The sequence below is a fragment of the uncultured Corynebacterium sp. genome (assembly GCF_947253065.1).
In the GTDB taxonomy this organism is placed as follows: Bacteria; Actinomycetota; Actinomycetes; order Mycobacteriales; family Mycobacteriaceae; genus Corynebacterium.
This window is the reverse complement of the sequence record NZ_CAMXWS010000002.1, coordinates 1-26,005: the sequence shown is the minus strand read 5'-3', so window position 1 is coordinate 26,005 and position 26,005 is coordinate 1. Positions and strand designations below refer to the sequence as shown.

The following is a 26,005-nucleotide window of genomic DNA, read 5'->3' as shown; positions in this document are numbered from 1 at the left end:
AGATGCCAGATCGCCCGAAAGTGCTTTTTGTCTGCGTCCGCAACAGTGGAAAATCCCAAATGGCAGCTGCTCTAGCTCAGCATCATGCTGGTGAGCAGTTGGAGATTCACTCCGCTGGCACGCAGCCGGGAACAGCGATCAACGCGGAATTGAAGGAATGGAGCGCATGCGGCTGGTCCGCGGGCTTATCGCTGAGCTTTTAGCTGTCTAACCCGTTTGGTGCGGAGTAGGGAACTTTTCAAACGGCAATATAAAACCCCAGGAACTCCGCAGCGCGGAGTTGGTGGTTGCGTTGCGCGGGGTGGTTCGTGGTCTAGATATTCTGGTCCCTATGACAGTCCAGAACATTGCCCGTATCGAATCTGAGGTCTCGCAGTATTGGCGGGAGGTGCGGCATGTTGAGTCGACGACGTCGACGAATACGGAGCTGCTCGCAACGGGTGCGCCAGGGACGGTGCTGATTGCGGATCAGCAGACTGGTGGCAAGGGGCGGCTTGGGCGAGTGTGGGAGGCACCATCGGGGGCGAGCCTGCTTATGAGTGCGGCGGTGGAGCTGGCGCACACGGATGATCTGGGGCTGGTGTCGTTGGCAGCTGGGCTGGCGGTGACTGATGTGGTGCCGGAAGCGCAGCTGAAGTGGCCGAATGATGTGCTGCTGAACGGGAAGAAATTCGTCGGGATCTTAGGCGAGATCGATGCGGGTGCAGCCACGCCACTGTTGGTTGTGGGCATGGGTGTGAATGTCGCGTGGCGGCAAGAGGACCTACCGACGGATTGGTCGACCGCGCTCAACCTTGAGGGCATTGACGTTCAGTGGGATCAGTTCGTGGTGGACCTGCTCAACGCGCTGGGGCGTCGTTTGACGCAGTGGCGTGACTGGGACGCATCGCTGCTGGACGACTACCGTGCGGTATCAGCCACGATGGGGCAGACGGTGCGGCTGGATACGGTGGGGGGAATTGTTGAGGGGGTGGCAGGGGACGTCGATAAGCATGGCTCGATTGTGGTGAATGGGACGAGTTACTCCACTGGCGACGTGACGCACCTGCGTGCGACCGATTAATGTTTGGCGCGTGGCAAAGATCAAGCTTGGTAGGGGAGAAGTCGTCCTGGCGGACATGGCGCCGCCGTTGCGCGGCTTGATCTTCCCGTTCCTTGAGCTGATCATCATCACCGGGCTGTGCTGGATCGCGATCGGCTGGATGGATGCGGGAATGGTCGATAGTGCCATCCGCAATGCTGTTGTGGGCGTGTGGGCTGTGCTGGCGCTGTGGCGGTTTGTGCTGCCGCTGATTCGGCAGCGGCGTCAACGCTTCATGGTGACCAATAAGCGCGTGATCTTTGTGCCTGGTGGGCGCGGGCGAACCGAATCGATCCCGCTGATGCAGATCCGCGGGGTGAGGAAGCGTCGCGGCGGGATCGATATCGGTGTGCTTGGTTACGGCGTGCCCGTGCACTTCCCGGATGTGGGCAAAGCCAAGCGGGTGCAAGCGCTGATTGAGGGGCAGTTGCGTTAGCTCTTCACCTCAGTGGTGTGGATCTGCTCGTCGATGTCGTCGGGGGCGAGGTTGCCGGCGGCGAAGTCTGCGGTGAGCGGGAGGTGGAGCTCCATGTCGGTGCCGGGGCACAGTTCGATGGTGGCTTCGTCGACGGTGTAGTCGAGCACGTGGCCGCCGGAGGTGCGGTCGTCGTCGATGAAGTGGACGTGGCAGCCGGGAATGCCGATGCCTTTGGCGTACTTCGGGGTGCGGAAGCCGCCGATGATGCCGCTGGCGTTCTCAAACGAGATTTCCTTGTCGTCGCCAACGGCATCGCGCATGGGAGGGTAGGGCTTGGACTGCTTCGTTACCGTGCGGGTGGTCACGTTCGTGAACGTGCCTTTGATACGCACGGCGTGGAAGTAGTTGCCGGATGGCTCCAGATCATCGATGAATTTGGAGAGTTCACTGCGCTTCATGCCCTTCGGGGCCTTGGCGACGATCTTCGGCACGAAGTTGGTCACCTGCGCGAAGGGGCTTTTCTGGTCGAGGTCGGCGATGGTGGCGGTGCCGTCGCTACGCAGCTGGTAGCACGTGCCATCAAGAATGATCATCTCGCCATCGAGGCCATCAAAGGTGCCCAGGCCGAAATTGCCCTTGGACAGGATCTGGCCGATGGTCATCTCGCCGTCGTAGATGCCGTCGAGAAGCGCGGACATGAGCGAGTTCTGGAAAACAGTGTGGCGGCCAAGTTCAGTCATATGGCCGATGGTAGTTGTCTTCGTCGGCGGTGTTGGGTGGGGTTGCGGTAGCTAGCTCATAGGTTGGGGCGGGTAGGTTGCGGCAGGTTTGCCTTTTGTGGTTTGCCTTTTGCGGGCGAGGATTGGGAAAACCGCAGGTCAGCTTCGGCGGGTTTGGACAAAAGACAAACCACAAAAGGCAAACCTGGCTCGACTGGGAAGACTCGGCTCTGGAGTGGGGGCTTGTTCCTGAGTGAGGACCTCAATTGCTTTAGTTGGCTCGATAGCAGTACACACCTGCTTGTTCACTACAGTGGGCAAGCGTGAGTGATGCACAAAGAGATGCCCAGGGAATGCCCGTTGTCGCGGTGATTGGTGATGGCCAGTTGGCACGCATGATGCATACGGAGGCGATTGAGTTGGGGCTCGCGCCGCGTGTGCTGGCGGGAGCTAAGGATTCGTCGGCAGCGCAGGTCTTCGGTGACGTGCGCATCGGGGACTATAAGGACCTGGCTGATTTGAAGTCGGTCGTGGATGGTGCGGCGGCGGCCACGTTTGATCATGAACATGTGCCAAATGAGCACCTGGATGCGTTGATCGCGCAGGGGGTGAGTGTGCAGCCGCAGCCGCATGCGTTGATTTATGCGCAGGACAAGTTGGAGCAGCGGCGCAAGATGAAGGAGATCGGTGCGCCGGTGCCGGAATTCGCGCCGATTGAGTCGGCGGAAGATGGTGGGGAGTTCTTCGACACTGTCGAAGGACAGATGTGCTTGAAGGCCACGCGTGGTGGCTATGACGGGCATGGTGTGTGGTTCCCGAAGTCGCGCGAGGAGGCAGTGAGCCTGGTCGGTGACCTGCTGGACAAGGGCACGCCGCTGTATGCCGAGCGCAAGGTAGATTTTGACCGTGAGCTCTCCGCGATGGTGGCACGCACCCCGTCGGGTGAGGTTCGTGCGTGGCCGGTTGTGGAATCGCGTCAGCGTGACGGGATTTGTGTTGAGGCGATCGCGCCCGCGCCGGGCATGAGCGAAAAGGACGCGGAGTTCTGCCAGGAGCTGGCGAAGAAGATCGCGACGGAGCTGGACGTCACCGGCGTGCTGGCAGTCGAGCTGTTCGCCTCAGACGGGGAGATCACCGTCAATGAGTTGGCCATGCGCCCGCACAATACGGGGCACTGGACGCAGAATGGTTGTGTGACCAGCCAGTTCGAGCAGCACCTGCGCGCGGTGCTGGATTGGCCGCTGGGTTCGGTGGCCACCACGGCGCCGTACACCGTGATGGTGAACACGCTCGGTGCGGACACGGAGCCGGAGCAGCCGATGGAGGAGCGCGTCATGGAGGTCATGCGCCGCTACCCGGATGCAAAGGTGCACCTCTACGGCAAGGGCTACCGTCCGGGCCGCAAGATGGGGCACATCAATGTCGCAGGCGATGACCTGGACACCGTGCTCGAACGCGCGAAGGCAGCAGCAGACATCATCGTTCACGGCACAGGTAACTAAGAAAAGCTAGAAGGAGCGCACATGGAACCACAGGTAGGAATCATCATGGGGTCCGATTCGGACTGGGACACCGTCGCACCCGCGGCGGAGGTGCTCGCCGAATTCGGGATCCGCTTTGAGGTCGGTGTGGTTTCCGCGCACCGCACCCCGGACAAGATGCTGGCGTATGCCAAAAGCGCGCATGAGCGTGGCTTGAAGGTCATCATCGCCTGCGCCGGCGGTGCCGCACACTTGCCGGGCATGGTCGCGGCCGCAACGCCGCTGCCGGTCATCGGCATTCCGCGTGCGCTCAAGGACTTGGACGGGCTGGACTCGTTGCTGTCCATCGTGCAGATGCCAGGTGGTGTGCCCGTGGCCACCGTCTCCATCGGTGGTGCGAAGAATGCTGGTCTGCTCGCCGCCCGCATCCTTGGTTCCGCGGACCAGGAGATTCAGGCACGCATGGTGGACTACCAGGAAAAGATGGCCGCTGAGGTCGAGCGCAAGGACGAGGCGCTGCGCAAGCGCCTACTCGGCGAAGGTGAGTAAGAGCACCGACCCGGTCGTCGTCCTTGGGGCAAAAATTATCGACGGCCGCCCCTCCCGCATGCTCCAGGCCCGCCTAGCCACAGCATTGTCTGTGGCAACAGCGCGCCCAGCAGCACCCGTTGTGGTGACGGGAAAGGGGGAGAGCGATGTGATGGCGCGCTGGCTCGTATCTCACGGCGTGCAAGCAGCACGGATCATTGAAGAGCCGGTAGCCACATCGACGAATGAGAACCTGGAGAATTCCCGGGCGCTGTTTCCGGATGCGAAGCGCTTGATCGTGGTCACCAATGGTTTTCATGTTGCGCGCACCAAGGTGTGGGCGGCGCACCTGGGCGTGCCTATCCAGGTGGTGGCGGCACCGACGCCGAAGAAATCACGGGTGAAGAACTACGCGCGTGAAGTCTTCGCCGTGCCGCATTCGGCCACGCGAGTGGTGTGGCGCAAACTCGCGCGCCGTTGGTTCGGCCACTAATTCAACCGGCGGTCGACTTTTTCTGCCTCTGCGATCTGCTCAAGCCGGTCAGCAGAAGCCATACCGGCGACCACCACGACGGAACCGCCAGCGGCGAGGGTCGCCATGACGGTGGCATCGAATTCCTCGCGCGAGTGCCACGCCGGAATCAGTAGGCGCTCAGCGTTCGTGTTCTCTGTATCCCAGGCGGAAAGCTCAGGTGATTCGCCGTAGTACTGGTCGCCATAGAAGCGCACGGTCGGACCGAAATCCACCACACCGGCAGGCAACGTGCCACCGGTCTCTGTCACACCACGACCGAATGGATCGTCGGAGACCACAGCGACATCAGTGACGGACTGCCAATTGCCCATCCGCTCCACCGTGGTGAAAACCAGTTGTGGGGTAGGGGTGTTTGGCTTGTTGCTGCTCGAGTCGTGGCTGCTGGAATCAGTGGTGGCAAACGTCAGGCCGGCGTTGTACATGCCGATCGGTAGGACGGCGGCTTGCCAGGAGACGGGGAGGTCCACGACGATGCGGGGGTTCTCCTCGTCGGTGAGAGTGTCGGAAGGCTCAAAGTCGAATTCCTCGACGAGCATGTTGGCGATCTTGTTGGCCCAGTTATCCAAGGTCACGCCGGAAAATTCCATGCGTGTTCCGGCGGTCTCGTCGTAGACGGTGAGGCGGGGACTGGCTGGGTCAGTGGACAGGATCGGGGAGAGCAAGCTCATGTAGTCCCATCGTAGGCAAAACGAGTGGGGCCGGTTTAAGCGCCTAGTTCACGCAGCGGGGACCGCCGCCAGCATTGAATTCGGGGGAGACTTCGGCTGCACCGAAATCTTCGCCCGGGGTGCCCACGGTGTCTTCCTGCGTGACCTCTTGCGGTGCTTCATCAGCGGCGGGGCCGGTGTAATCATCGGCGGTGACCACGATCAGGGAGCCAGGCTCGAGAGTTTCATTGACCTCAATAGGCAGGCCACCGAGCAGTTCAGAGAGCTCCTTGGCAGCCGGATCATCGGCGTTAGCTGCGACGATCTGTGAGGTGCCGTAGATACCCGGGGTGGCATTGCCCACCGATTCGATGGTGATCTGCTTTTCCTCCAAGAAGGCACCGACCGTGCCGGCCAAGCCAGCGGTCTGGCCCGCATTGAGCATGGTCACCGACGCATTGGACAGTTCAGCACCAATGCCAGCGGCATCATCGCCCTCATTCTTCTTGTCCCCACCGTTGCCGTTTTCGGGGGTCTCGGTTTCCTCCTGCTCGCGGGCGAGCTTGTCCATGAACTCGTGGACCTGCTGCGGGTCGACGGTGACGATGGACTCGCCATAATCGCCCACACCGTTAACCGAGGTGACTGGGATGGTGGCAAAGGTGACATTGCCAGCAGCCAGATCGGACATCTGGGTGGCCAGGGACATGATGTCCCAACCGGAATCCACGTTCACGGAACGTTCTACCGCATTGGAAATCTCACGCAGCTTCGCTGGATTGGACAGCGTGCCAGCCGAGATCGCTTCATTGACCAGGGAGGCCATGAAGACCTGCTGGCGCACAATGCGGTCCAGGTCGCCGCGGGGCAGATCGTGGCGCTGGCGGACGAAGGCGAGTGCTTTTGCGCCGTCCAAGGTGGAGTTGCCAGCCGGGAATTTCGCGCCGGAGAGTGGTTCATCCACTGCCTCATTCAGACAGACTTCCACGCCACCAACAGCATCGGTGAGCAGCACGAAGCCGAGCAGGCCCACCTGCGCATAGTGGTCGACTTCGACGCCGGTGAGGTTCGCCACTGCGTCGATAAGCCCTTGCTGTCCTGCTTGGGCGACCTTCTCCTCGAGCTCGCGGCCTTCCTTCTCCCCGGCTTCGATCAGCTCATCGCGCTTCTCGGTGGCGTACTGGCCGTAGATGCCGTTGATCTTGGAGTTGCCGAATTTCGAATCGTGGATATAGGTATCGCGCGGGATGGATACGGCAGTCGCACGGGAGCCGTCATTAGGCACGCGGATCACCATGATCGTGTCCGTGTTCAGCTCACCATCAGCCTCACCAGCATTGAGGCGGCGCAGCTCTTCCTCGCTGAGTGGATTGCCCTGGGCGTCGGTGCGTGAATCGGAGCCGACCAGCAGAATGTCCACCGCGCCGTCGGTCCCGTCCAAGCCGTCCTTGGACAGTGACAGATCAGAAGAAGACAGATTGCCGCCCAGCCGGCCGACGGAATAGTAGCCCAGACCCGTGATGAGAATGAGCAGCACAGACAGAACAGCCAGTGTGCCCTTGAGGGCCGGGTGACCGGACTGGCTGATGTCCTTCACACGCGACGGGGCTGGCTGAATATCGCGTACTGGCCGGTAATTCTCGCTCACGAAACGCTGTCCCTTTTATCGTCCACCTGCTGAGATGCAGTTGTTCACAATAGGAGAAAAGTATAGTGCACACTCCCGCGCGCGCCGGGATCCAGCACGAGCGTGCGGCGGTAAGCTCGCACACTGTGACTGCACAAGAAGTTGGTGGTGTCACCCCGCTGGCGGTGGTGACGGTGACGTATTCGCCGGGCAAGCACCTGCCGGCGCTCGTCGATACGCTTTCTGCTGCTACTGGTGCGACCACACGCCTGGTGTGCGCGGACAATGGCTCGACCGATGGCGTGCCTCAGGCGATTGCGGCGCAGCGTGATGATGTGGAATTTCTGCCCACCGGCGGAAATATCGGCTACGGCGCGGCGATCAACGCTGCTGCGCGCCACCTTGCCCCGGCGCGTGCGGCGGGTGAGATTGACGGCGAGTTCTTCCTCATCGTCAATCCTGATGTGGAATTTTCTGCGGGCTCGATCGATGCTTTGCTCGCCTGTGCCCGTGAATACCCGAATGCCGGTGCCGTTGGGCCGCGCATCGAAGAAGCTGATGGTTCGGCCTATCCGTCCGCGCGTGAGGTGCCCACGCTGGCCACGGGCATTGGCCATGCTGTGCTCTATCCGTTCTGGTCTAATAATCCGTTCAGCCGTGCATACAAGGCAGGGGAGAATCTCACGGAGGTGCGCCCGGCTGGGTGGTTGTCTGGTTCGTGCTTGCTCGTGCGCTGGGATGCATTTGATGCGATCGGTGGCTTCGACGAGCGCTATTTCATGTACTTCGAAGACATTGACTTCGGTGACCGCCTGGCGCGTGCTGGGTGGCAGAACATCTTCTGCCCAGACGCGGTGATCTTCCATGATCAGGGGCACTCCGCGAAGAAGCACTCGCGCGTGACCGTGCCCGCGCACCATGATTCGGCGTACCGCTTCCAGGCGGACCGTCACCCGCACCTGTGGCAGCTGCCCATTCGCGTTGTCCTGTGGGCGGGACTGAAAGGTCGTGCTCTCCTCGCTCGGGTCCTGGGTTAGCTGCAAGGTAGTTCCCGGCAACTCCTCAGCCACCCGCGCCCAGCCAAATCCCGCGTTTTCTGCCCGCGCCGGGTTAGGTTTAGGCGCAGAGATCTTTTCCATCAATAGAAAGGCCTTGCCATCATGGCACCGAAGGCAACCACGGTTGATCCCGCCAAAGTAGACGCTGTCGTCCTTGTCGGTGGGCAAGGAACACGCCTGCGTCCGCTTACTGTGTCCACGCCGAAGCCGATGCTGCCCACCGCGGGCTACCCATTCCTGGCGCACCTTTTGGCACGCATCAAGGCTGCGGGAATTGAGCATGTGGTCATGGGTACCTCTTATAAAGCTGAGGTCTTTGAGGAGTACTTCGGCGATGGCTCCGAGATGGGCTTGGAGATCGAGTACGTGGTTGAGGAGGCCGCGCTGGGCACCGGTGGTGCGATCCGCAATGTGGAATCCCGCCTGCGCCATGACACGGCGATGATCTTCAACGGAGATGTTCTCTCTGGCGCGGACCTGGGCGACATCCTGCAAACGCATGCGGATAATGAGGCGGACGTGACGCTACACCTCGTGCGCGTGCCAGATCCGAGCCAGTTTGGCTCCGTGCCCACGGATTCTAAGGGGCGCGTTGAAGCCTTCCTGGAAAAGACGGAGGCGCCACCGACAGATCAGATCAATGCCGGCTGCTACGTCTTCCAGCGCGATGTGATCCGATCGATCCCGGCGGATCGCGTTGTGTCGGTTGAGCGTGAGACTTTCCCGGGCCTGCTCAAATCCGGTGCGCGCGTCTTCGGTCACGTGGACACAAGCTACTGGCGCGACATGGGTCGCCCGTCCGATTTTGTGCAGGGCTCCTCGGACCTTGTCCGCGGCATCGCGCCCAGCCCACTGTTGGAGGGACGTACGGGCGAGGCGCTTATCGACGAATCCGCTGGCGTCGCCGGCGGCGCCATCCTGGTCGGCGGTACCTCTGTGGGGCGCGGCTCCACCATCGGTGCTGGTGTGCGCTTGGATGACTGCGTTGTCTTTGATGGTGTGACCATTGAGCCCGGCGCGATGATCCGTGATTCGATCATCGCTTCGGGCACGACCATTGGTGCGAATGCGCGGATCCAGGACTGCGTGATTGGCGATGGCGTGAATATCGGTGCCCGCTGCGAACTCCAAGGCGGCATGCGTGTGTGGCCAGGCGTGGATATCCCGGATCTGGGAGTGCGTTTTTCCCCAGACGCGTAGCGACACGCCGGAGAGCATGGGGATTAGTTGCTTGCCGGTTCACCTACTACTACATGTAGTACCCCCGGTACTTGCCCCCGGTACGGGCGGCATGTGACTCGTGTGACTGGTGTGGCACTTCACGGCCGAAACCTGAGCTTTTGCCCAGCGAAGCGGTAGTTTTGAGGAACTTTGTGTTGACGCTATTTAGTGCGCCAGGGTTGAATCACAAGGGTGTAATCAACGGCGGTAACACGGCGACAGACAAGACTCAGAAAGGGGACGGCGTGGAAGACATGGTTTCAGGCGCCACGCTCCGCGGCGCGGCCGCGGGTGGAATGACCCTCGACGAACTGTTCGGCACCGTCGAGCAGGAGTGGCAGGACCAAGCCCTGTGCGCTCAAACTGACCCGGAGGCATTCTTTCCGGAAAAGGGTGGCTCCACCCGCGAGGCAAAGCGCATTTGCCAGGCATGCGCTGTGCGCGATGAATGCCTCGAGTACGCACTCGAACACGATGAGCGTTTCGGTATTTGGGGCGGTCTCTCTGACCGTGAGCGTCGTCGTCTGCGCAAGCAGATCGGTTAGTTATATCAATCCTGGAAATTCGGGTCGATATCCCGCGGATCCAGATTCAAATAGTGCGCTACTAAAGCGGTCAGAACATTAGTCAGGAGTTCTGCCCGCTCAATTTCATTTGTGGCCCTTTGTTCAATGGGCATGCGGAAAATTACAAAACGCGCGCGGGTAGGGTTGCCTGCGCGATCCACACCTGCCTGCAGCACACGGCCCAGTGGGACCGGGCCGTCAGCAAAGATCTCCTCCGGCATGAGCATGTCCGGGCGCAGACGCATGCGCGGAACGGTATCCACGGCCAGGTCAACGCCGGTCAAGTGATCGAAATAGCGGTTCTGCAGCGGAGCATATGCATCCAAAACGGCCTGGTCAAAAGCCATGGAGCGCGTGCGGTAACGCGGCACAGCCACTGGCATGAGGGGGCCGCGCACGCCACGTCCATGCCGGTCGCGGCGCAAGGGCAAGCGGGATGAGCTGGCAGAAGCGTCGGTCATGCCTATCAATCTAGGCCGGAAATGTTCTGGGGCAGATAGTGGCGCGCCGCGTGGCGCATGCCCAAAAGTTAAACCTTGGGTTTAGACTATTGCCCCGTGAGTACCTTCCGTCGTTGCTGTCGCCCCGGGTGTGGTCGCCCCGCCATCGCCACACTCGTCTACGCGTACTCCGAAAAAACCGCCATTGTCGGCCCGCTCGCCCCGTCCACAGACCCACACGCCTGGGATCTGTGCCAGCGACACTCCGAGCACATCACCGCCCCCGTTGGCTGGGAGATGGTGCGCATTGACAATATCGAGCTTTCCGACGAAGAAGAGATCACCGCCCTGGCCCAAGCCGTCAGTGAGGCAGGCCGTGTGACCACGGGTCTGGTGGATACCACCCAAGACCCCATCGAATTCGACACCGAGCGGGACTTCACTAACCCGCAAACCTCGAATCATCCCGTTTACCGCACCAAGCGTGTTGGCGAGCACCTCGCCGAGCACAAAGCTGCCCGCCGTGCGCATTTGAGCGTTGTGCCGGACCCGGATTCACAACAGGACGGATCATCTTCTGCCACTGACCGTGGCAACAGCGAGGGGTAGACCGCTTGGGCGCCGATCACGTTTAAGATCGGTGGGCATGACTGAAAATCCGTCACAGCTAGAACACCGCACTCGTTCCCGTGAAGATGTCCAGGCCGCGATCAAGGCCTATGACATCCGCGGTGTCGTAGAACCCGCAGATCAAGCTACCGTCGATGCAGATTTCGTCTTCGATGCTGGCGCTGCCTTCGCCTCTATTTTGCGTGGGGAGGGTGAGAAGACCGTGGCTGTCGGCCACGACATGCGCCCGTCCTCGCCGGAGCTCGCCGCTGCTTTTGGCCGTGGTGTGACCAGCCAGGGGCTGGATGTGATTGAGCTTGGCCTGACCTCTACTGATGAGCTGTACTTCGCCGCCGGCGTGATCGGTTGCGCTGGTGCGATGTTCACCGCCTCCCACAACCCGGCTCAGTACAACGGCATCAAGCTGTGCCGGACGGGAGCCACCCCGGTCTCGCAGGATTCTGGCCTGGCTGAGATCACCGACATGCTCGTTGAAGGTGTGCCTGCCTTTGATGGTGAGCAGGGCACTGTGACCCAGCGCGACATCTTGGGTGATTACGCGACCTTCCTCCGCGATTTGGTCCCGGTTCCGTCGGACCGCAAGCTAGTCGTCGCTGTCGATGCCGCCAATGGCATGGCCGGCCACACCGTCCCGGCGGTGCTGGGTACCGAGGACCACCTGGATATCCGCCCGCTCTATTTTGAACTCGATGGCACCTTCCCCAACCACGAAGCGAATCCCTTGGATCCGAAGAATCTGGTGGATCTGCAGGAATTCGTCGTCAAGCAAAATGCCGATATCGGCCTTGCTTTCGATGGCGATGCGGACCGCTGCTTCGTCGTGGATGAAAAGGGCGAGCCGGTCTCGCCTTCGGCGATCACCGCTTTAGTGGCAGAGCGCACGCTGGAGAAATCCCCGGGCGCGACGATCATCTACAACGCGATCACCTCGCAGGCTGTGCCGGAGCTGATTGAGGCGCACGGCGGCACCGCTGTGCGCACGCGCGTGGGGCACTCCTACATCAAGGCGCAGATGGCGGACAAGGGTGCGCTGTTCGGCGGCGAGCACTCCGCGCACTACTACTTCGCCGAATTCTTCAATGCGGATTCCGGCATGGTCGCAGCGCTGCACGTGCTCGCTGCTCTGGCTGAGCAGGACAAGCCGCTGAGTAAGCTGATGGCCAGCTACAACCGCTACGCAGCCTCCGGCGAGATCAACTCTGAGGTCGCTGACCAGCAGGCAACGATGGACAAGGTCGTCGAGGCTTTCGCTGATCGCGCTGAGAGCGTCGACCGACTCGATGGTGTGACCGTTTCGCTGTCCGGCACCAAGGCCTGGTTTAACGTGCGCGCATCCAATACCGAGCCGCTGCTGCGTCTGAACGTTGAGGCTGAGACCCAGGAAGAAGTAGATACCCTGGTTGAGGAAGTCTTGAGCATTATCCGCGCCTAGAAGGGGAGGAGACCGCGCCATGAGCGAGGGCAGGAGCTATTACGAGGGTGCCGCTGATTATGACGCGGAGACCGTCCGCTTCTTCGATGTCGCTCATGAAGGAGCCCACGTGCGCGCGATCACTGAAGCGGCGAGCTTGCTCGCCGAGCTGGAAGGCTCCACCCCGCGCAGCGTGGTCGTGCTGGTCACCGACGCGATCTCTGAGGCCGCCGCGCAATGTGCGGTGGCGGTGCTCGGTTACGACCGCGCGCCCGTGACGGTGACGCGCTCCCTGCCGGAATTCGTCGGCGCGCTCGACGTGGTCATCGTCGTTGGCGATGCACCCGATGCCGAGAGCGCTACCCGTCAATTGAATGCGGCAGCGGGCCGTGGCGCTGAGGTGATTCTCGCCGGTCCAGCCGGCGGCCCGGTGGTCGAAGATGCATCAACCCGTGTGATCCAGCTGCCCACCCCACCGACCGCACTAGGCGCTTCGCCGCTGCGCACCATCGCGGCCATCACTGCAGTGATCACCACACTAGATGGGGCGTCATCGCTTATCGACGGTCTTGCCGATGCAATCGACGAAGAGCTCACCGGCCTTTCCCCGGAACGTGATGTATCGGTGAATTCGGCCCGGCAGCTGCGTGAATTCATTGCTGGTTCGCGTGTGCTGCACACCGGCTACACGCCTGTTGGCGTGGCTGTGGCAAAGTTCATCGCCACACTGTGGTCGGCCCGTGGATTGCCCAGTGGTTTCGTGGGCAGGGAAGACCTTGGTCCGACCTTGGAAGCGAGTTTCCGGAATGGCGATAGCGCTGCGGAAAGTAACTCACAGGCGGACCCGAACGATATTTTCTATGACCCGTTCATCGACGGCCCGCCAGCTGAAGTCCCGGTGAAAACGATCGTGTGGGTGCAACGCGAACCACATTTAGCTGGTGCGCGTGCAGAATATGTCGAGGACGACACAATGAACTCGATACCGACAGCGGCAGGTTCTCCTGGTGCAGACGCGCACCATCTGGCCGCTGCATTAAGGCTGATTGTCAGGGGACTGGCCACAACAGCTTTGAACTGATTCAAGGAGGCGACGAATAGCGTGCAGGTGCTCAACCCGGCGCTGCAGACCTACCCGTGGGGCTCGAAAACACTGTTGGCGCAGCTGCGTGGACTCGACGTTCCTTCTGCGACACCGCAGGCTGAACTCTGGTTTGGTGCCCACCCGGCATCCCCAGCAACGATTGGGGAAACTGGGCTTGATCAGGTCATTGCTGCTAATCCGGCGGCTGCGCTCGGTGCAGAGGTGCAAGCAGAATTCGGGGATGAACTGCCATTCCTGTTGAAGATTCTCGCTGCGGATGCACCACTGTCGATCCAGGCGCACCCCACCGCGGAACAAGCCCGCGCGGGATTCGCTGCGGAGAATGAAGCAGGTATCGCACTGGAAAGCCCGGAGCGGAATTACAAGGATCCGCACCACAAACCAGAGCTGCTCATTGCGCTGACGCCATTCACTGCGCTCGCGGGGCTGCGGCCAGCGCACCAAACTCTGGACTTCTTCGCCCATCTCGACTGCCCGGAGCTCGACCGGTTCGCGGACATGCTCCGCTCGGAGGATGAGGAAGAAGGTCTGCGCGCTCTCTTCACTACGTGGATCTCCTTGCCCCGCACCAAGCGTGTGGAGGTGATTGAGGGGGTCAGGGCAGCCGTGGAGAAGCGATCCTTCGCTGGAACCCCAGACTGGATGCGCGCGACTGCTGAGTGCTTCGTTCACGTGGATGAGGCCTACCCGGGTGATGTCGGCGTGCTCGCCTCGCTGTTGCTCAATTATGTGCAATTGGCGCCGGGCGAGGCCCTGTACCTGGGGGCCGGTCGCCTGCATGCGTATGTCTCCGGCATGGCCGTGGAAGTCATGGCTAATTCAGACAATGTTTTGCGCGGTGGGTTGACCACCAAGCATGTGGACGTGCCGGAACTGGTGCGTGTGACAGATTTCTCGTCGCAGATCGATCCGCGGGTGACAGCCGAAATCCGTGGTAGTGCCCATGATTTCAATGTGCCCGCCCGTGATTTCACGCTGACGCGCTACGAGCTCGGCAGTGGTGAAAGCTTCACCGCTGATTGCGCGGGCCCGGCGATCGTGCTGTGCACCGCAGGTGAAGTTGAAGGTGGCGGTGTTTCGCTTAGCTCGGGGACCGCTGCATGGATTCCCGCTACTGATCCGGCGGTGGAGATCACCGCGCATGATGCTGGTGCGGAAGTGTTCTATGTCCGCGTTGGAGCTTAGAAGCTTTAGCTGATTACTGCGAGGAGTTCTCGGCCGGATTATTCGCACCAGCGGCCTGAGCCTTTTGCTCATTAGGGACCTGTGGTACGCGCGTGGAGGCGGAGAATGGATCCTCCGGGCGCGGCTTGTTCTGGGGCAGGCCTTCCTTCGCTGCGTCAGCTGCCTGCTGTGCCTTCTCTTCGAAAGCCTGCGGGGCCTTGGGGTTCGTGCCCTGCTGCTGATTCAGCAAGTCCGGATTGATATCCTTCTCGGCCTGTTCCTCGCCGCTTTGTGGCTCTGCCGGCACGACCGTGGTTGTGGTGTTGTCCTGCGGCTGCGTTGGCTGCGGGGACGTGCCCGGCTGGGTGGAGGTTCCCTCGGAGCCCTCATTCGGCTGCTGCGTCGGCTGCGCAGTGGTCTTCGGATTAGTGCCCTGCGGGGCCGGAGCCACATTGGTCGGGCGGTAGTAGGAGACATCCTGGTCGCCGCCACGGTTGCCGTTCAAGTTGGCATTGCGTGGTGCCAGCGGATCGTAGCCCGCGCCGCCAGCACCATTATTCGCTGGTGCAGCCTGTGCCTCGTCGCCGTCTCCTTCGTTCTCGATGGAGGTCGTCGACTCTTCTGTAGAAGGCTCGGAGGCAGTCATCTCGCTCGAGCTGGAATCAGCCGCAACGACCGGCTGGCCCGCGAATTCAGTTTCTTCACTGTGCAGATGCGCCCCGGTATCGGAGATCTTCCACACAAGCAGACCCACCACGACGGCGAGCGCGAGGCCCGAAGACAGGAAGATGGCAAAGCGACGGTTAGTCAGTTCCATGGACATCTCCCTTCCTTCAGGTGCCTACCTGCGAGGTGTTGCAAACAAGCCTTATAACAACTCGATAACAAGCTACCAAGGAAACCAACATGAAGCTAGGCCAAGTTTCATCACCGGCGCGTCGCGGGCGCACACATTGCTCACCGCGCTTGGTGGGGTGTTGCTTTGTAAAAACCGAAAAATGATGGTGGACAGGCAGCAAAATACGCAGTAGAAGTGGACTTTGACGGACCTTAAACGTCTCTGCACAGGCAGTAAGACGATGAGCGACTGACAATTTTCTAAAAGGTGACGAGCCGTAAAGGAGAAAAGGCATGAGCACCTGGGATCTGGCCATCTTCAACGAGGGCACCAATGTCGATTTCCTCGACGACCTCGCGGATCTGGAATTCGACGAAACAGTAGAAGCGGTGCGCGATGCGTGCCTGCTGGCCTTGGATAAAGACAATGCCTCCGAGGACGAGGTTCTTAACGGCCAGGCAGCAGCCACCATCGCTGCGATCTGGGCGGGTGCACCTTTCAGTGCCGGCGAGGTCGCCGACACGTACTCTTTCCTGCGCGTTTCCACTGTCGAGCTAGATGAGAAGCTTATCGACGCAGCGGTGGAGATCCTCGAGGACGTCGACTCCGAGCAGGACGTCGATCAGTTCATCGAAGCACTGTCGTAAAGTCGCTTGAGGCTTTCAAAACACAAAACTCAAAGGAGAACCCCTTCACATGAATCAAAGCCACGATTCCGGCCAGGACTTCAAGGTCGCCGATCTGTCCCTGTACGAGGCAGGCCGTAAGCAGATCGACCTGGCGGAGCATGAGATGCCGGGCCTGATGCAGCTGCGCCGCGAATACGCCGAGGAGCAGCCGTTGGCCGGTGCCCGCATCGCCGGTGCGATTCACATGACCACCCAGACCGCAGTGCTGATTGAAACGCTCACGGCACTCGGCGCTGAGGTGCGTTGGGCATCCTGCAATATCTTCTCCACTGAGGACCCGGCTGCCGCAGCCATCGTGGTGGGCAAGGACGGCACCCCGGAAGATCCGAAGGGTGTGCCTGTTTTCGCATGGAAGGGCGAGACCCTCGATGAGTACTGGTGGTGCATGAACCAGATCTTCAGCTGGGGCGATGGCGTGTACCCGAACATGATCCTGGACGATGGCGGCGATGCCACCATGGCTGTGATCAAGGGCGCAGAATTTGAAAATGCTGGTGCTGTCCCGGCAGCGGCAGACACCGACTCGGACGAGCAGGTGGCCTTCTACAACATGCTGCGCGAGACCCTCGCAGCACAACCGCAGAAGTGGACCGAGACCGCGAAGTCTGTCAAGGGCGTCACTGAGGAGACCACCACTGGTGTTCACCGCCTGTACCACTTCGCTAATGAGGGAACCTTGCCGTTCCCGGCGATGAACGTCAACGATGCGGTGACCAAGTCCAAATTTGATAACCGCTACGGTACCCGCCACTCTGTCATCGACGGTCTGAACCGTGGCACCGACATGCTCATCGGCGGCAAGAAGGCCCTGGTGTGTGGCTACGGTGACGTGGGCAAGGGCGTGGCTGAGGCCCTTGACGGCCAGGGCGCGATCGTGTCCGTCACTGAGGTCGACCCGATCAACGCTCTCCAGGCACTGATGGATGGCTACAAGGTGGTCACCGTCGATGAGGCGATCGCTGATGCAGACATCATCATCACGTCTACCGGCAACCTTGGCATCATCACCTTCGACGACATGCTGAAGATGAAGGACCACGCCGTGCTGGGCAACATCGGCCACTTCGACAATGAGATCGACATGGCCTCCCTGCTGCACCGCGAAGATGTCACCCGCATGAATATCAAGCCGCAGGTCGACCTGTTCACCCTGCCCAGCGGAAATTCCATCATCGTTCTGTCCGAGGGCCGTCTGCTCAACCTGGGCAATGCCACCGGCCACCCGTCGTTCGTGATGTCTAACTCTTTCGCCGATCAGACGATCGCGCAGATCGAGCTGTTCACCAACAACAGCCAGTACGAGAACCAGGTGTACCGCCTGCCGAAGATCCTCGACGAGAAGGTCGCACGCATTCACGTCGAAGCACTCGGCGGCACCCTGACGGAGCTGACCAAGGAGCAGGCCGAGTACATCGGCGTTGATGTTGCTGGTCCGTACAAGCCGGAGCACTACCGCTACTAAACATCATGATTGTTGCACTCGAAGGCATCGACGGTGCCGGCAAGAACACGCTAGTTCAAGCGCTCATCCGCGAGATTGTGCAGTTGGAGGGTATCGACAGCGCGGCCACCATGTCGTTCCCGCGTTACCAGGAATCCATTCACGCCCAGCTCGCCGCCGATGCCTTGCACGGCAAGATGGGCGACCTGGTGGATTCCGCCCATGGCATGGCAGTGATGTTCGCGCTTGACCGTGCCGGGGTGAGTGAGGAACTGGGGCAGTGGGCGGCGTCGCCAAGCGATGTGCTTTTGCTCGATCGCTACGTAGCGTCCAATGCGGCGTACACGTCAGCGCGCACCGGCGATCTCGCTGACCGCGAGTGGGTCGCCGAGCTTGAATTCTCCCGCCTCGGTCTGCCACGCCCGCACTTGCAGGTCCTCGTGGATACCGCGCCGGATACCGCGCGTGAGCGTGCCACGAAGCGCGAAAGCGAAGATGCCTCACGCACCCGTGACCGCTATGAACGCGACACCTCCCTCCAGGATGCGACCTTTGCCGCATACGAGGAGATGGCGCGTACCAGCTGGGAGGGTCGATGGATTCGCGCGACCGAACCAGCGCCTATCATTCAAGCTATCCGCGCGATTAGCGCCTAGTTGTCAGCGAACGCTTCTAAGGAGCACCGAGACCCGATGTCCCACAAGATTCTCGTCGTCGACGACGATCCAGCTATTTCTGAAATGCTCACCATCGTGCTGGAAGCCGAGGGATTTGAAGCAAAGCCTGTTGTTGACGGGCTCGAAGCGATCCCCGCTTTTCACAGCTACCAGCCGGACCTGATCCTGCTGGACCTCATGCTGCCTGGCATGAGTGGTGTGGATATCTGCAAGGAGATCCGCAAGGAATCCGCTGTGCCGATCGTCATGCTTACCGCTAAGACGGACACCGTCGATGTGGTGCTGGGGCTTGAATCGGGCGCGGATGACTACATCACCAAACCATTCAAGCCACGTGAGCTGGTCGCGCGTATCCGCGCACGCCTGCGTCAGAAGGTCGAGGAACCGACTGAGATCCTCGAGATCGGTGACCTGCAGATCGACGTCCCGCAGCACATCGTCACCCGCGGTGAGACCGAGATCAACCTCACCCCGCTCGAATTCGATCTGCTGGTGGAGCTCGCCCGGAAACCGCACCAGGTGCACACCCGCGAGGAGCTCCTTGAGAGCGTGTGGGGCTACCGCAACGCGTCCGATACCCGCCTAGTTAATGTCCACGTGCAGCGTTTGCGCTCCAAGATCGAGCACGATCCGGAGAACCCGGAGATCGTTCTTACCGTCCGCGGCGTGGGCTACAAGACTGGACGGTAGGGGGTGTAACAGACCCTGGTTAACGAGCTGAAACGGGTAAGAGATTCTCTTGCCCACCGTTGGCGGACCTCACTCCAGGTCCGATTTGTGGGCACGGTGCTCATCGTTTCCACGATCGTCATGGGCGTGCTCGCCCTCGCGCTCGCATCTGTGGTGACGCAGCGTCTCGTTGACCTGAAATTGGATAATGCCCAGCACGATCTGGAACGCGTGCGCGTCGCCGTCGAAGAGCAGCTGCGCAATACGTCTGCAACGGGCACATCGACGCAAAGTCGCCTCAATACTGCGCGTGCCACATTGGCCCAGCGCTCCCAGCAGGACCAAGCCGCCACCGGCAGCTATGAGGCAGTGCTGGTGGTGCCACAGAAAAGCGGCGTGATCACCTCGCCGGAAGATTTCGCCGTGCCGGAACGGCTGGTGGACTTTGTCAACGAGGGCCAGGTGGCCTACCAATTCAACCCGGTCAACAGTGGGGGACGAGTCTTTGATGCTTTGATCATTGGCACCCCGACCGATTCTGATATTCCGGGCCTGCAGCTTTACCTGGTCATGGATATGGAAAGTGAGCGCCAAACACTCGCGCTCATGCGTGGCCTGCTCACCTCAGCCGGCATCGTCGTCGTTGTTCTCCTCGTGGGCATTGCTTGGCTGTCCTCTCAACAGCTCGTCGCCCCTGTGCGTTCTGCATCCCGCATCGCTGAGCGTCTCGCTGGCGGTCACTTGCGTGAACGCATGGCCGTTGAAGGCGAAGATGAGATGGCACGCCTTGCACTGAGTTTCAATGACATGGCGGACAAGCTCTCCAGTCAGATCAACCAGCTTGAGGAATACGGTGACCTACAAAGGCAATTCACCTCAGATGTCTCGCACGAGCTGCGCACGCCACTGACCACCGTCCGCATGGCAGCGGACATGATCGCCGCGGATGAAGAGAACCTCGAGCCCCACGTCCAGCGCGCCTCGCAGTTGATGATGCGCGAGCTCGATCGCTTCGAAGCGTTACTTGCGGATCTGCTTGAGATTTCGCGTCACGACGCCGGCGTGGCCGACTTGTCCTCCGCCACCATCGATGCCCGCTCGCCGATCGAATCCGCTTGGGCACAGACCTCTGTGCTGGCCGAAGAACTTGATGTGGCCGTCGAATTCGACGTGCCCGAAGAACCAGTACAAATGATCGGTGACCCACGCCGTATTGAGCGCATTGTGCGAAACCTGCTGGCTAATGCCATTGACCACTCTGAGGGCAACCCAGTTGTTGTCGAATTGGCCGCTAATGAGCATGCAGTGGCGATCACCGTGACCGATGGGGGCGTCGGTCTGAAACCCGGCCAGGAAGAGCTGGTGTTTAACCGTTTCTGGCGCGCGGATTCTTCCCGCAAGCGCCACTCCGGCGGCACCGGCCTTGGCCTCGCCATTGCGCGCGAAGACGCCCAGCTGCACCACGGCACACTTGATGCAGCTGGCACCCCGGGGGTCGGCTCTCAATTCCGTCTCGTGCTCCCACGTGACCCAGAAGTGGAATTCACCGAGGTGCCACTGGAGCTGCACGCGCCGGGCGCTGATGAGCAGGAAGCTGAATCGACGCCAGCTATCGAGCGTGCCGCGCAGCCCGAGCTGACTGCTGATAAAGCAGGAGAAACAGGAGAAACACGTAACGAGCCTGAACAGGAGGAGCAGCGGTGATGAATACGACCCGATCCCACAAGCCCGCTGCCTTCCGGGCGATTCTGGCGACCTGTTCGGCCTTGACCCTTCTGACGGTCACCGGCTGTGCGACACTGCCGACAAGTACTGAACCGCACGCCTTGCATGAATTCGAGGGGCGCCCTGATCCGGAGATGGCGGTCGAGCCGACCAAGGACGCCGATCCGGATCTGATCCTGCGTGAATTCTTCGCCGCCTCCGCGGACCCGTACAGCCAGTACGAGGCCGCGCGCCGCTACCTCACCGAACCGATGTCGCAGGCCTGGGAGCCCCGCGAGAGCATCCTGGTGCTGGACACCTTTGAGCTGTCCTCAAAGCCCATGACGGATCAGACGAAGCGCTCGTACCAAGTCGAAGGCCGCATCATCGGTTCGCTTGGCCCCGGTGGAGTCTTCCAGCCAGAAAACCAGCAGTACCAAGCCACGATGGAGCTCTCCCAAGAAGACGACGGCCAGTGGCGCATCGCTGGCCTGCCCAATGACGTGGTGGTGGACCGCGTTGAGCTGCGCAACCACTACGAGCCACGCAATCTGTTCTTCTACGATGCCACCGACCAAGCGCTCGTCCCTGACCGCCGTTGGGTGTATTCCGGAGCATCAACAAAGGAAGACGCGCTGCTGAATCTGCTTGCCGACGGCCCGTCCGCCCTCATCGCCCCAGCTGTGTCCACCGCAGGTAGCGGTGATCTGGCCTATACCGGTTACACGGACGGGGTCTACCGCTTCACTGGTTTGGCCGATGCGGATGAACAGACCCGAGCCCGCTTCGCAGCACAAGTGGTGTGGACCTTGGCGTCGGCCGGCGTGCCCGGTCCGTACCCGGTCACGCTCAATGACGTGCCCATAGTGGGGGAGAATAACGAGCTGAGCACAGAGACTTTCCGGGAGCTCGACCCGGTCAAGCAGAGCGACGGCGGTCCGGACCTGTACACCCTGAGCAATGGCAAAGTCGTCGCAGTCGATGGCATCGGCGAGGGCGAAGACCCCGTGGTGGAGCGCGTCGAGGTACTGGACAACTTGGATAGTATTTCGGCGATCGATATTGGTGATGAAGGCAATTTCGCCGCCGTGCTCAACATCAGCGATGACGAACAAGCGCTCGTGGCGGGCTCTGTCGATGGTCGAACCAAAGAGGTCCAGCGCGCCGGCAGCTTCGCCCGCCCCACGCTGGAGCCTGATCACAATGCTGCGTGGGCAGTCGTGGATGGCAAGGGTGTGATCCGTGCTGAATATTCCACCGCCACCAGTGAAGTGGATGTCCGCAGCGTCCGAGTGGAGCTGCCAGAAGACGTGGAGGGCGAGATCACCGTCCTGCGCCTGTCTAATTCTGGTTCCCGCGTGGCCATGATCGTCGATGGCCACCTCGTCGTCGGCGTGGTTGAACGTGGTGAAGACGGTGGGCGTGCCGTGGTGAACACCGCGCAATACGCCGAAGTCGAACTCGATGGCTCAGCAGTCAGCGTGGATTGGCAGCCGGACGGTTCACTGCTCGTGGGCACATCTGCCAGCCAACGACCGATCGTGCGCGTGGAACAAGACGGCTCCTCGCTCACCGCACTGCCATCGGGCAATATCAGTGGCCCAGTCGTGGCGGTGGGCGCCACACCAGAGATGATGTACCTCACCGATTCCAAGGTGATCATGCGCATGCCACTGCCCACGAAAGACTCGTTGAACTGGCGTGAGGTCCCTGGCCAACAAGGCGTGCGTGCCGCCCCGGTGGTGCCGCGGCCGTGATCTCCGAGCTGCTCTTCCCGCGGCAGTGTGCCGGGTGTCGGACACCCGGTCATCTGCTTTGCCCGCGGTGCAAGACGCAGCTGGCCACTCCGCCGTTTCGTTATAACCCCGGTGCACCGGTGCATGTCCCGGTCTTCGTCCTCGGTCCGTATGCGGACCCACACCGTGGGGTGATCCTGGCAATGAAGGAGCACAAAAACCTTGCTGTTCGCCGCCACATCGGGGCAGTGCTGAGCGCAGCAATCGACTATCTGGAGGCGAGGGGAGACATCCCAATAGGAACGCATCTTGTCCCCGCGCCGACACGACCTGCCTCTGCGCGCGCACGCGGTGGTGATCCGGTCACAGCGATCTGTCGTGCTGCCGGCCGGCCTACCCACGATGTGCTCACTTTGGCAGAGCACACCCCAGATCAGGGCTCGCTTGATGAGTCGGGTCGCAGGCGCAACCTGGAAGGCATGATCTCCATTTCTGCGGTGCCGCCCCAACCGGTCATCGTGGTTGATGATGTCGTGACAACGGGGGCAACGCTGCAAGGAAGCGTCGAAAAGCTGCTCGCACACGGTGGCGATGTTCGTGCTTGCCTCGTCCTCGCGGCCGCCTGATGCACGTTGTTTACAAACGCGTGAACTCATGGCAGCGCGGTGATGTCGGGCGGTATAATTTCTAGTAGAGCGAGCGAAGCGCGTTCGACGTGTCCGACCAAAAGGAGGAGAGCAGATGACCTCTGCAAACGAGCACAACAACGAATCCCTGAGCCCTTCCGCCCAGGTGACTATCACTGGCCGCAACGTCGAAGTTCCGGAGCATTTCCAGGAGCGTGTGAATGGCAAACTGGCCAAGATTGAGAAGCTCGACCCGACGTTGACCTTCTTCCATGTTGAGCTGCAGCACGAGCCGAACCCGCGCCGTGAAGCACAGGCCAACCGCATCCAGATCACTGCGACCGGCAAGGGCCACCTGGCTCGCGCCGAGGCAAAGGAAGACAGCTTCTACGCCGCACTCGAATCCGCAGTGGGCAAGATGGAGCGCTCCCTGCGCAAGGTGAAGGTCCGCCGCGAAATCTCCATGGGCGGCCACCGCAAGCCGAAGTCCACGGGCGAGATCGCAGCAGAGCTCGCAGCCGAGGCAGAGGCAGCACGTGCAAAGCAGGAGCAGGAGCAGCCGGCTGACCCGTACGCAGCACAGATTGAAGATCAGCTGCCGGGCCAGGTCGTGCGCACCAAGGAGCACTCCGCCACCCCGATGACTGTGGATGAGGCTCTGTCCGAGATGGAGCTCGTTGGCCACGACTTCTACCTCTTCATCGATAAGGAGACCAACCGTCCGTCCGTGGTGTACCGCCGCCACGCATACGACTACGGTCTGATCACCCTCGTGCCGGAAGAGGAAGGCAAGTAAAACTTGTCTCGCCGTTAGGCGTGGCTGAATAACTGCCCGTTTCCCCGCTAAATCCGCCGGGGGAGCGGGCATCAGCATTTTCACAGCGGACTAGCAGGCCAACTGCCCGCCTGAAAGTGGTTCTGAAACTGGGCGTGCGTACAATAGCCTTTTGAATAAAGGGCAGACCTGTGTCGTTTAACGCTCACGTGTTCGTCTGCTCATGCCAGATGTATCCAACCGGAAAAGGAAGCACAACGTGTTCGGACTGTCTAAGCTGCTGCGCGCCGGCGAAGGCCGCACAGTCAAGCGCCTTTCCAAGATCGCGGACGACGTTCTCGCTCTGGAGGACGAATACGCCGCGTTGACCGACGAGGAACTAAAAGCCAAGACCGATGAGTTCCGGGCGGCGCTTGAAGACGGCAAGAGCATGGACGACATCCTGCTCGATGCTTTTGCCACCGCACGCGAAGCATCGTGGCGCGTCCTGGGCCAGAAGCACTACAAGGTTCAGGTCATGGGCGGTGCAGCCCTGCACTTCGGCCAGGTCGCCGAGATGAAGACCGGTGAAGGTAAGACCCTGACCTCCGTGCTCGCTGCCTACCTCAACGGCCTGGGCGGCAAGGGCGTCCACATTGTTACGGTCAACGATTACCTGGCTAAGCGTGACGCGGAGATGATGGGCCGTGTTCACCGCTTCCTCGGCCTGGAGGTCGGCGTGATCCTCTCTGAGATGCGCCCGCCGGAGCGTAAGCAGGCTTATGCTGCCGACATCACGTACGGCACGAACAACGAGCTGGGCTTTGACTACCTGCGCGACAACATGACCAAGTCGGTTGATGACATGGTCCAGCGCGGCCACAACTTCGCCATCGTGGATGAGGTTGACTCGATTCTTATCGACGAAGCGCGTACTCCGCTCATCATTTCCGGCCCGGTCGACGGTTCCAGCCAGTTCTACACTGTCTTCGCCCAGCTGGCCCCGCGCATGCGTGAGGGCATCCACTACGAAGTGGATCACCGCAAGCGCACCGTCGGTGTGTCTGAGGAAGGCGTCGCTTTTGTCGAGGATCAGCTCGGCATCGACAACCTTTATGCCCCAGAGCACTCCCAGCTGGTCAGCTACCTGAATAACTCGCTGAAGGCGAAGGAACTCTTCGAGCGAGATAAGGACTACATCATCCGCAAGGGTGAAGTCCTCATCGTCGACTCGTTCACCGGCCGTATCCTGCCGGGCCGTCGCTACAACGAGGGCATGCACCAGGCCATTGAGGCCAAAGAGGGCGTGGAGATCAAGAACGAGAACCAGACCCTCGCTACCGTCACGCTCCAGAACTACTTCCGTCTCTACGACAAGCTCGCCGGCATGACCGGTACCGCTGAGACTGAGGCAGCCGAGCTGCACCAGATTTACAAGCTCGGTGTTGTGGCGATCCCGCCGAATAAGCCGAATATCCGTCAGGATAAGGACGACCTGATCTACAAGACTCAGGAAGCGAAATTCGCTGCTGTGGCAGAGGACATCGCTGAGCACGTGGAGAAGGGCCAGCCGGTGCTGGTTGGTACCACCTCGGTTGAGCGTTCGGAGTACCTGTCGCAGCTGCTGACCCGTAAGCACATCAAGCACAATGTGCTGAACGCGAAGCAGCACGAAGAAGAAGGTCGCATCATTGCAGAGGCTGGCCTGCCGGGCACCGTCACGGTGTCCACCAATATGGCTGGTCGCGGTACGGATATCGTGCTGGGCGGCAACCCGGAAATTCTGCTGGATGCCAAGCTCAAGGAGCAGGGCCTCGACCCGTTCGAGGACGAAGAGGCATACCAGGCAGCATGGGACGAGCAGCTGCCGAAGGCGAAGGAGCGTTCCAAGCAGCTCGGTGATCAGGTGCGTGAGGCCGGTGGCCTGTACGTGATTGGTACTGAGCGCCACGAGTCCCGCCGTATTGATAACCAGCTGCGTGGTCGTTCCGGCCGTCAGGGTGACCCGGGCGAGACCCGTTTCTACCTGTCCATGCGCGATGACCTGATGGTCCGCTTCGTGGGCGCGTCCATGGAGAGCATGATGAACCGCCTCAACGTCCCGGACGATGTGCCGATCGAGGCAGGCATGGTCTCTCGTGCGATCAAGGGCGCACAGTCTCAGGTGGAGAACCAGAACTTCGAAGCACGTAAGAACGTGCTGAAGTACGACGAGGTGCTCAATGAGCAGCGCAAGGTTG

The 26,005-nt window shown here is 60.9% G+C and carries 26 protein-coding genes and 1 pseudogene; 22 read left to right on the top strand and 5 right to left on the bottom strand.

The features are described from left to right. Positions 1–2 precede the first annotated feature (2 nt). The 3 genes and pseudogenes from Q0X21_RS00940 to Q0X21_RS00930 form a co-directional block, all read left to right on the top strand. Positions 3–149: pseudogene (locus tag Q0X21_RS00940) on the top strand (low molecular weight phosphatase family protein); the annotation flags it as partial. A gap of 182 nt (positions 150–331) precedes the next feature. Further along, complete coding sequence (locus Q0X21_RS00935; RefSeq protein WP_297849821.1) at positions 332–1,063, top strand: biotin--[acetyl-CoA-carboxylase] ligase; 732 nt, start codon at positions 332–334, stop codon at positions 1,061–1,063. A 10-nt stretch (positions 1,064–1,073) separates the two neighbouring features. Further along, a complete protein-coding gene (locus Q0X21_RS00930) occupies positions 1,074–1,517 on the top strand; it encodes a hypothetical protein (RefSeq protein WP_297849820.1) in 444 nt (147 codons plus the stop codon). Here the strand turns inward: Q0X21_RS00930 and budA are convergent. Further along, on the bottom strand, positions 1,514–2,239 hold the full coding sequence (gene budA, locus Q0X21_RS00925; RefSeq protein ID WP_297849819.1) for an acetolactate decarboxylase: 726 nt from the start codon (positions 2,237–2,239) through the stop codon (positions 1,514–1,516). The two genes, Q0X21_RS00930 and budA, sit on opposite strands and share 4 nt — an antisense overlap. Before the next feature lie 302 nt (positions 2,240–2,541). Here budA and Q0X21_RS00920 point away from each other — a divergent pair, with 302 nt between their 5' ends. The 3 genes from Q0X21_RS00920 to Q0X21_RS00910 are packed head-to-tail and all read left to right on the top strand — an operon-like array spanning position 2,542 to position 4,720. Next, the gene (locus Q0X21_RS00920; RefSeq protein ID WP_297849818.1) at positions 2,542–3,720 is read left to right on the top strand and encodes a 5-(carboxyamino)imidazole ribonucleotide synthase; all 1,179 of its coding nucleotides are present in this window, start codon (positions 2,542–2,544) and stop codon (positions 3,718–3,720) included. 21 nt (positions 3,721–3,741) lie between these two features. Then, positions 3,742–4,248: a 5-(carboxyamino)imidazole ribonucleotide mutase gene (purE, locus tag Q0X21_RS00915; protein ID WP_297849817.1), complete on the top strand. Its 507-nt coding sequence runs from the start codon at positions 3,742–3,744 to the stop codon at positions 4,246–4,248. Continuing rightward, a complete protein-coding gene (locus Q0X21_RS00910; protein ID WP_297849816.1) occupies positions 4,241–4,720 on the top strand; it encodes a YdcF family protein in 480 nt (159 codons plus the stop codon). The genes purE and Q0X21_RS00910 overlap by 8 nt, the downstream gene beginning before the upstream one ends. On the opposite strand, the gene Q0X21_RS00905 is transcribed toward Q0X21_RS00910, so the two are convergent. Both Q0X21_RS00905 and Q0X21_RS00900 read right to left on the bottom strand, forming a co-directional pair. Further along, positions 4,717–5,430, bottom strand: a complete 714-nt coding sequence (locus tag Q0X21_RS00905; RefSeq protein ID WP_297849815.1) for a TIGR03089 family protein — start codon at positions 5,428–5,430, stop codon at positions 4,717–4,719. The two genes, Q0X21_RS00910 and Q0X21_RS00905, sit on opposite strands and share 4 nt — an antisense overlap. A gap of 43 nt (positions 5,431–5,473) precedes the next feature. Continuing rightward, entirely contained in the window at positions 5,474–7,057 is a 1,584-nt protein-coding gene (locus Q0X21_RS00900; protein WP_297849814.1) for an LCP family protein, read from the bottom strand. A 125-nt stretch (positions 7,058–7,182) separates the two neighbouring features. Here Q0X21_RS00900 and Q0X21_RS00895 point away from each other — a divergent pair, with 125 nt between their 5' ends. From Q0X21_RS00895 to Q0X21_RS00885, 3 genes are all read left to right on the top strand, one after another. Next, on the top strand, positions 7,183–8,073 hold the full coding sequence (locus Q0X21_RS00895; protein WP_297849813.1) for a glycosyltransferase family 2 protein: 891 nt from the start codon (positions 7,183–7,185) through the stop codon (positions 8,071–8,073). A 123-nt stretch (positions 8,074–8,196) separates the two neighbouring features. Then, positions 8,197–9,294 (top strand): NDP-sugar synthase, encoded by a 1,098-nt coding sequence (locus Q0X21_RS00890; protein ID WP_297849812.1) that lies wholly within the window; start codon positions 8,197–8,199, stop codon positions 9,292–9,294. Positions 9,295–9,560: 266 nt separating this feature from the next. After that, positions 9,561–9,860 carry a WhiB family transcriptional regulator gene (locus Q0X21_RS00885; protein WP_076599791.1) on the top strand — a complete coding sequence of 100 codons (300 nt, stop codon included), beginning with the start codon at positions 9,561–9,563 and terminating at the stop codon, positions 9,858–9,860. Positions 9,861–9,865: 5 nt separating this feature from the next. On the opposite strand, the gene Q0X21_RS00880 is transcribed toward Q0X21_RS00885, so the two are convergent. After that, positions 9,866–10,342: a metallopeptidase family protein gene (locus tag Q0X21_RS00880; RefSeq protein ID WP_297849811.1), complete on the bottom strand. Its 477-nt coding sequence runs from the start codon at positions 10,340–10,342 to the stop codon at positions 9,866–9,868. A gap of 96 nt (positions 10,343–10,438) precedes the next feature. Between Q0X21_RS00880 and Q0X21_RS00875 the strand changes: the two genes are divergently transcribed. From Q0X21_RS00875 to manA, 4 genes are read left to right on the top strand one after another with little or no spacing between them, the layout of a single operon-like run. After that, positions 10,439–10,930 (top strand): DUF3499 domain-containing protein, encoded by a 492-nt coding sequence (locus Q0X21_RS00875; RefSeq protein WP_297849810.1) that lies wholly within the window; start codon positions 10,439–10,441, stop codon positions 10,928–10,930. Positions 10,931–10,967: 37 nt separating this feature from the next. Next, positions 10,968–12,383 (top strand): phosphomannomutase/phosphoglucomutase, encoded by a 1,416-nt coding sequence (locus Q0X21_RS00870; protein ID WP_297849809.1) that lies wholly within the window; start codon positions 10,968–10,970, stop codon positions 12,381–12,383. 19 nt (positions 12,384–12,402) lie between these two features. Further along, a complete protein-coding gene (locus Q0X21_RS00865; protein WP_297849808.1) occupies positions 12,403–13,443 on the top strand; it encodes a hypothetical protein in 1,041 nt (346 codons plus the stop codon). A gap of 21 nt (positions 13,444–13,464) precedes the next feature. Beyond that, complete coding sequence (gene manA, locus Q0X21_RS00860) at positions 13,465–14,652, top strand: mannose-6-phosphate isomerase, class I (RefSeq protein WP_297849807.1); 1,188 nt, start codon at positions 13,465–13,467, stop codon at positions 14,650–14,652. 13 nt (positions 14,653–14,665) lie between these two features. Here the strand turns inward: manA and Q0X21_RS00855 are convergent, their stop codons facing one another. Then, entirely contained in the window at positions 14,666–15,448 is a 783-nt protein-coding gene (locus Q0X21_RS00855; RefSeq protein WP_297849806.1) for a hypothetical protein, read from the bottom strand. A gap of 314 nt (positions 15,449–15,762) precedes the next feature. On the opposite strand from Q0X21_RS00855, the gene Q0X21_RS00850 reads away from it, so the two are divergent. The 9 genes from Q0X21_RS00850 to secA form a co-directional block, all read left to right on the top strand. Then, positions 15,763–16,116 carry a DUF4259 domain-containing protein gene (locus Q0X21_RS00850; protein WP_297849805.1) on the top strand — a complete coding sequence of 118 codons (354 nt, stop codon included), beginning with the start codon at positions 15,763–15,765 and terminating at the stop codon, positions 16,114–16,116. A gap of 49 nt (positions 16,117–16,165) precedes the next feature. After that, positions 16,166–17,620: an adenosylhomocysteinase gene (ahcY, locus tag Q0X21_RS00845; protein WP_297849804.1), complete on the top strand. Its 1,455-nt coding sequence runs from the start codon at positions 16,166–16,168 to the stop codon at positions 17,618–17,620. Between the two features lie 5 nt (positions 17,621–17,625). Beyond that, entirely contained in the window at positions 17,626–18,255 is a 630-nt protein-coding gene (locus Q0X21_RS00840) for a dTMP kinase (protein WP_297849803.1), read from the top strand. Positions 18,256–18,291: 36 nt separating this feature from the next. Next, a complete protein-coding gene (gene mtrA / locus Q0X21_RS00835; protein ID WP_297849802.1) occupies positions 18,292–18,966 on the top strand; it encodes an MtrAB system response regulator MtrA in 675 nt (224 codons plus the stop codon). Between the two features lie 27 nt (positions 18,967–18,993). After that, entirely contained in the window at positions 18,994–20,649 is a 1,656-nt protein-coding gene (mtrB, locus tag Q0X21_RS00830) for an MtrAB system histidine kinase MtrB (RefSeq protein ID WP_297849897.1), read from the top strand. Beyond that, positions 20,649–22,406: an LpqB family beta-propeller domain-containing protein gene (locus tag Q0X21_RS00825; RefSeq protein WP_297849801.1), complete on the top strand. Its 1,758-nt coding sequence runs from the start codon at positions 20,649–20,651 to the stop codon at positions 22,404–22,406. The genes mtrB and Q0X21_RS00825 overlap by 1 nt, the downstream gene beginning before the upstream one ends. A gap of 182 nt (positions 22,407–22,588) precedes the next feature. Further along, positions 22,589–23,011 (top strand): ComF family protein, encoded by a 423-nt coding sequence (locus Q0X21_RS00820; RefSeq protein WP_297849800.1) that lies wholly within the window; start codon positions 22,589–22,591, stop codon positions 23,009–23,011. 115 nt (positions 23,012–23,126) lie between these two features. Then, positions 23,127–23,807 (top strand): ribosome hibernation-promoting factor, HPF/YfiA family, encoded by a 681-nt coding sequence (gene raiA, locus Q0X21_RS00815; RefSeq protein WP_297849799.1) that lies wholly within the window; start codon positions 23,127–23,129, stop codon positions 23,805–23,807. 238 nt (positions 23,808–24,045) lie between these two features. Beyond that, the coding region (gene secA, locus Q0X21_RS00810) for a preprotein translocase subunit SecA (protein WP_297849798.1) at positions 24,046–26,005 on the top strand (1,960 nt) is incomplete at its 3' end.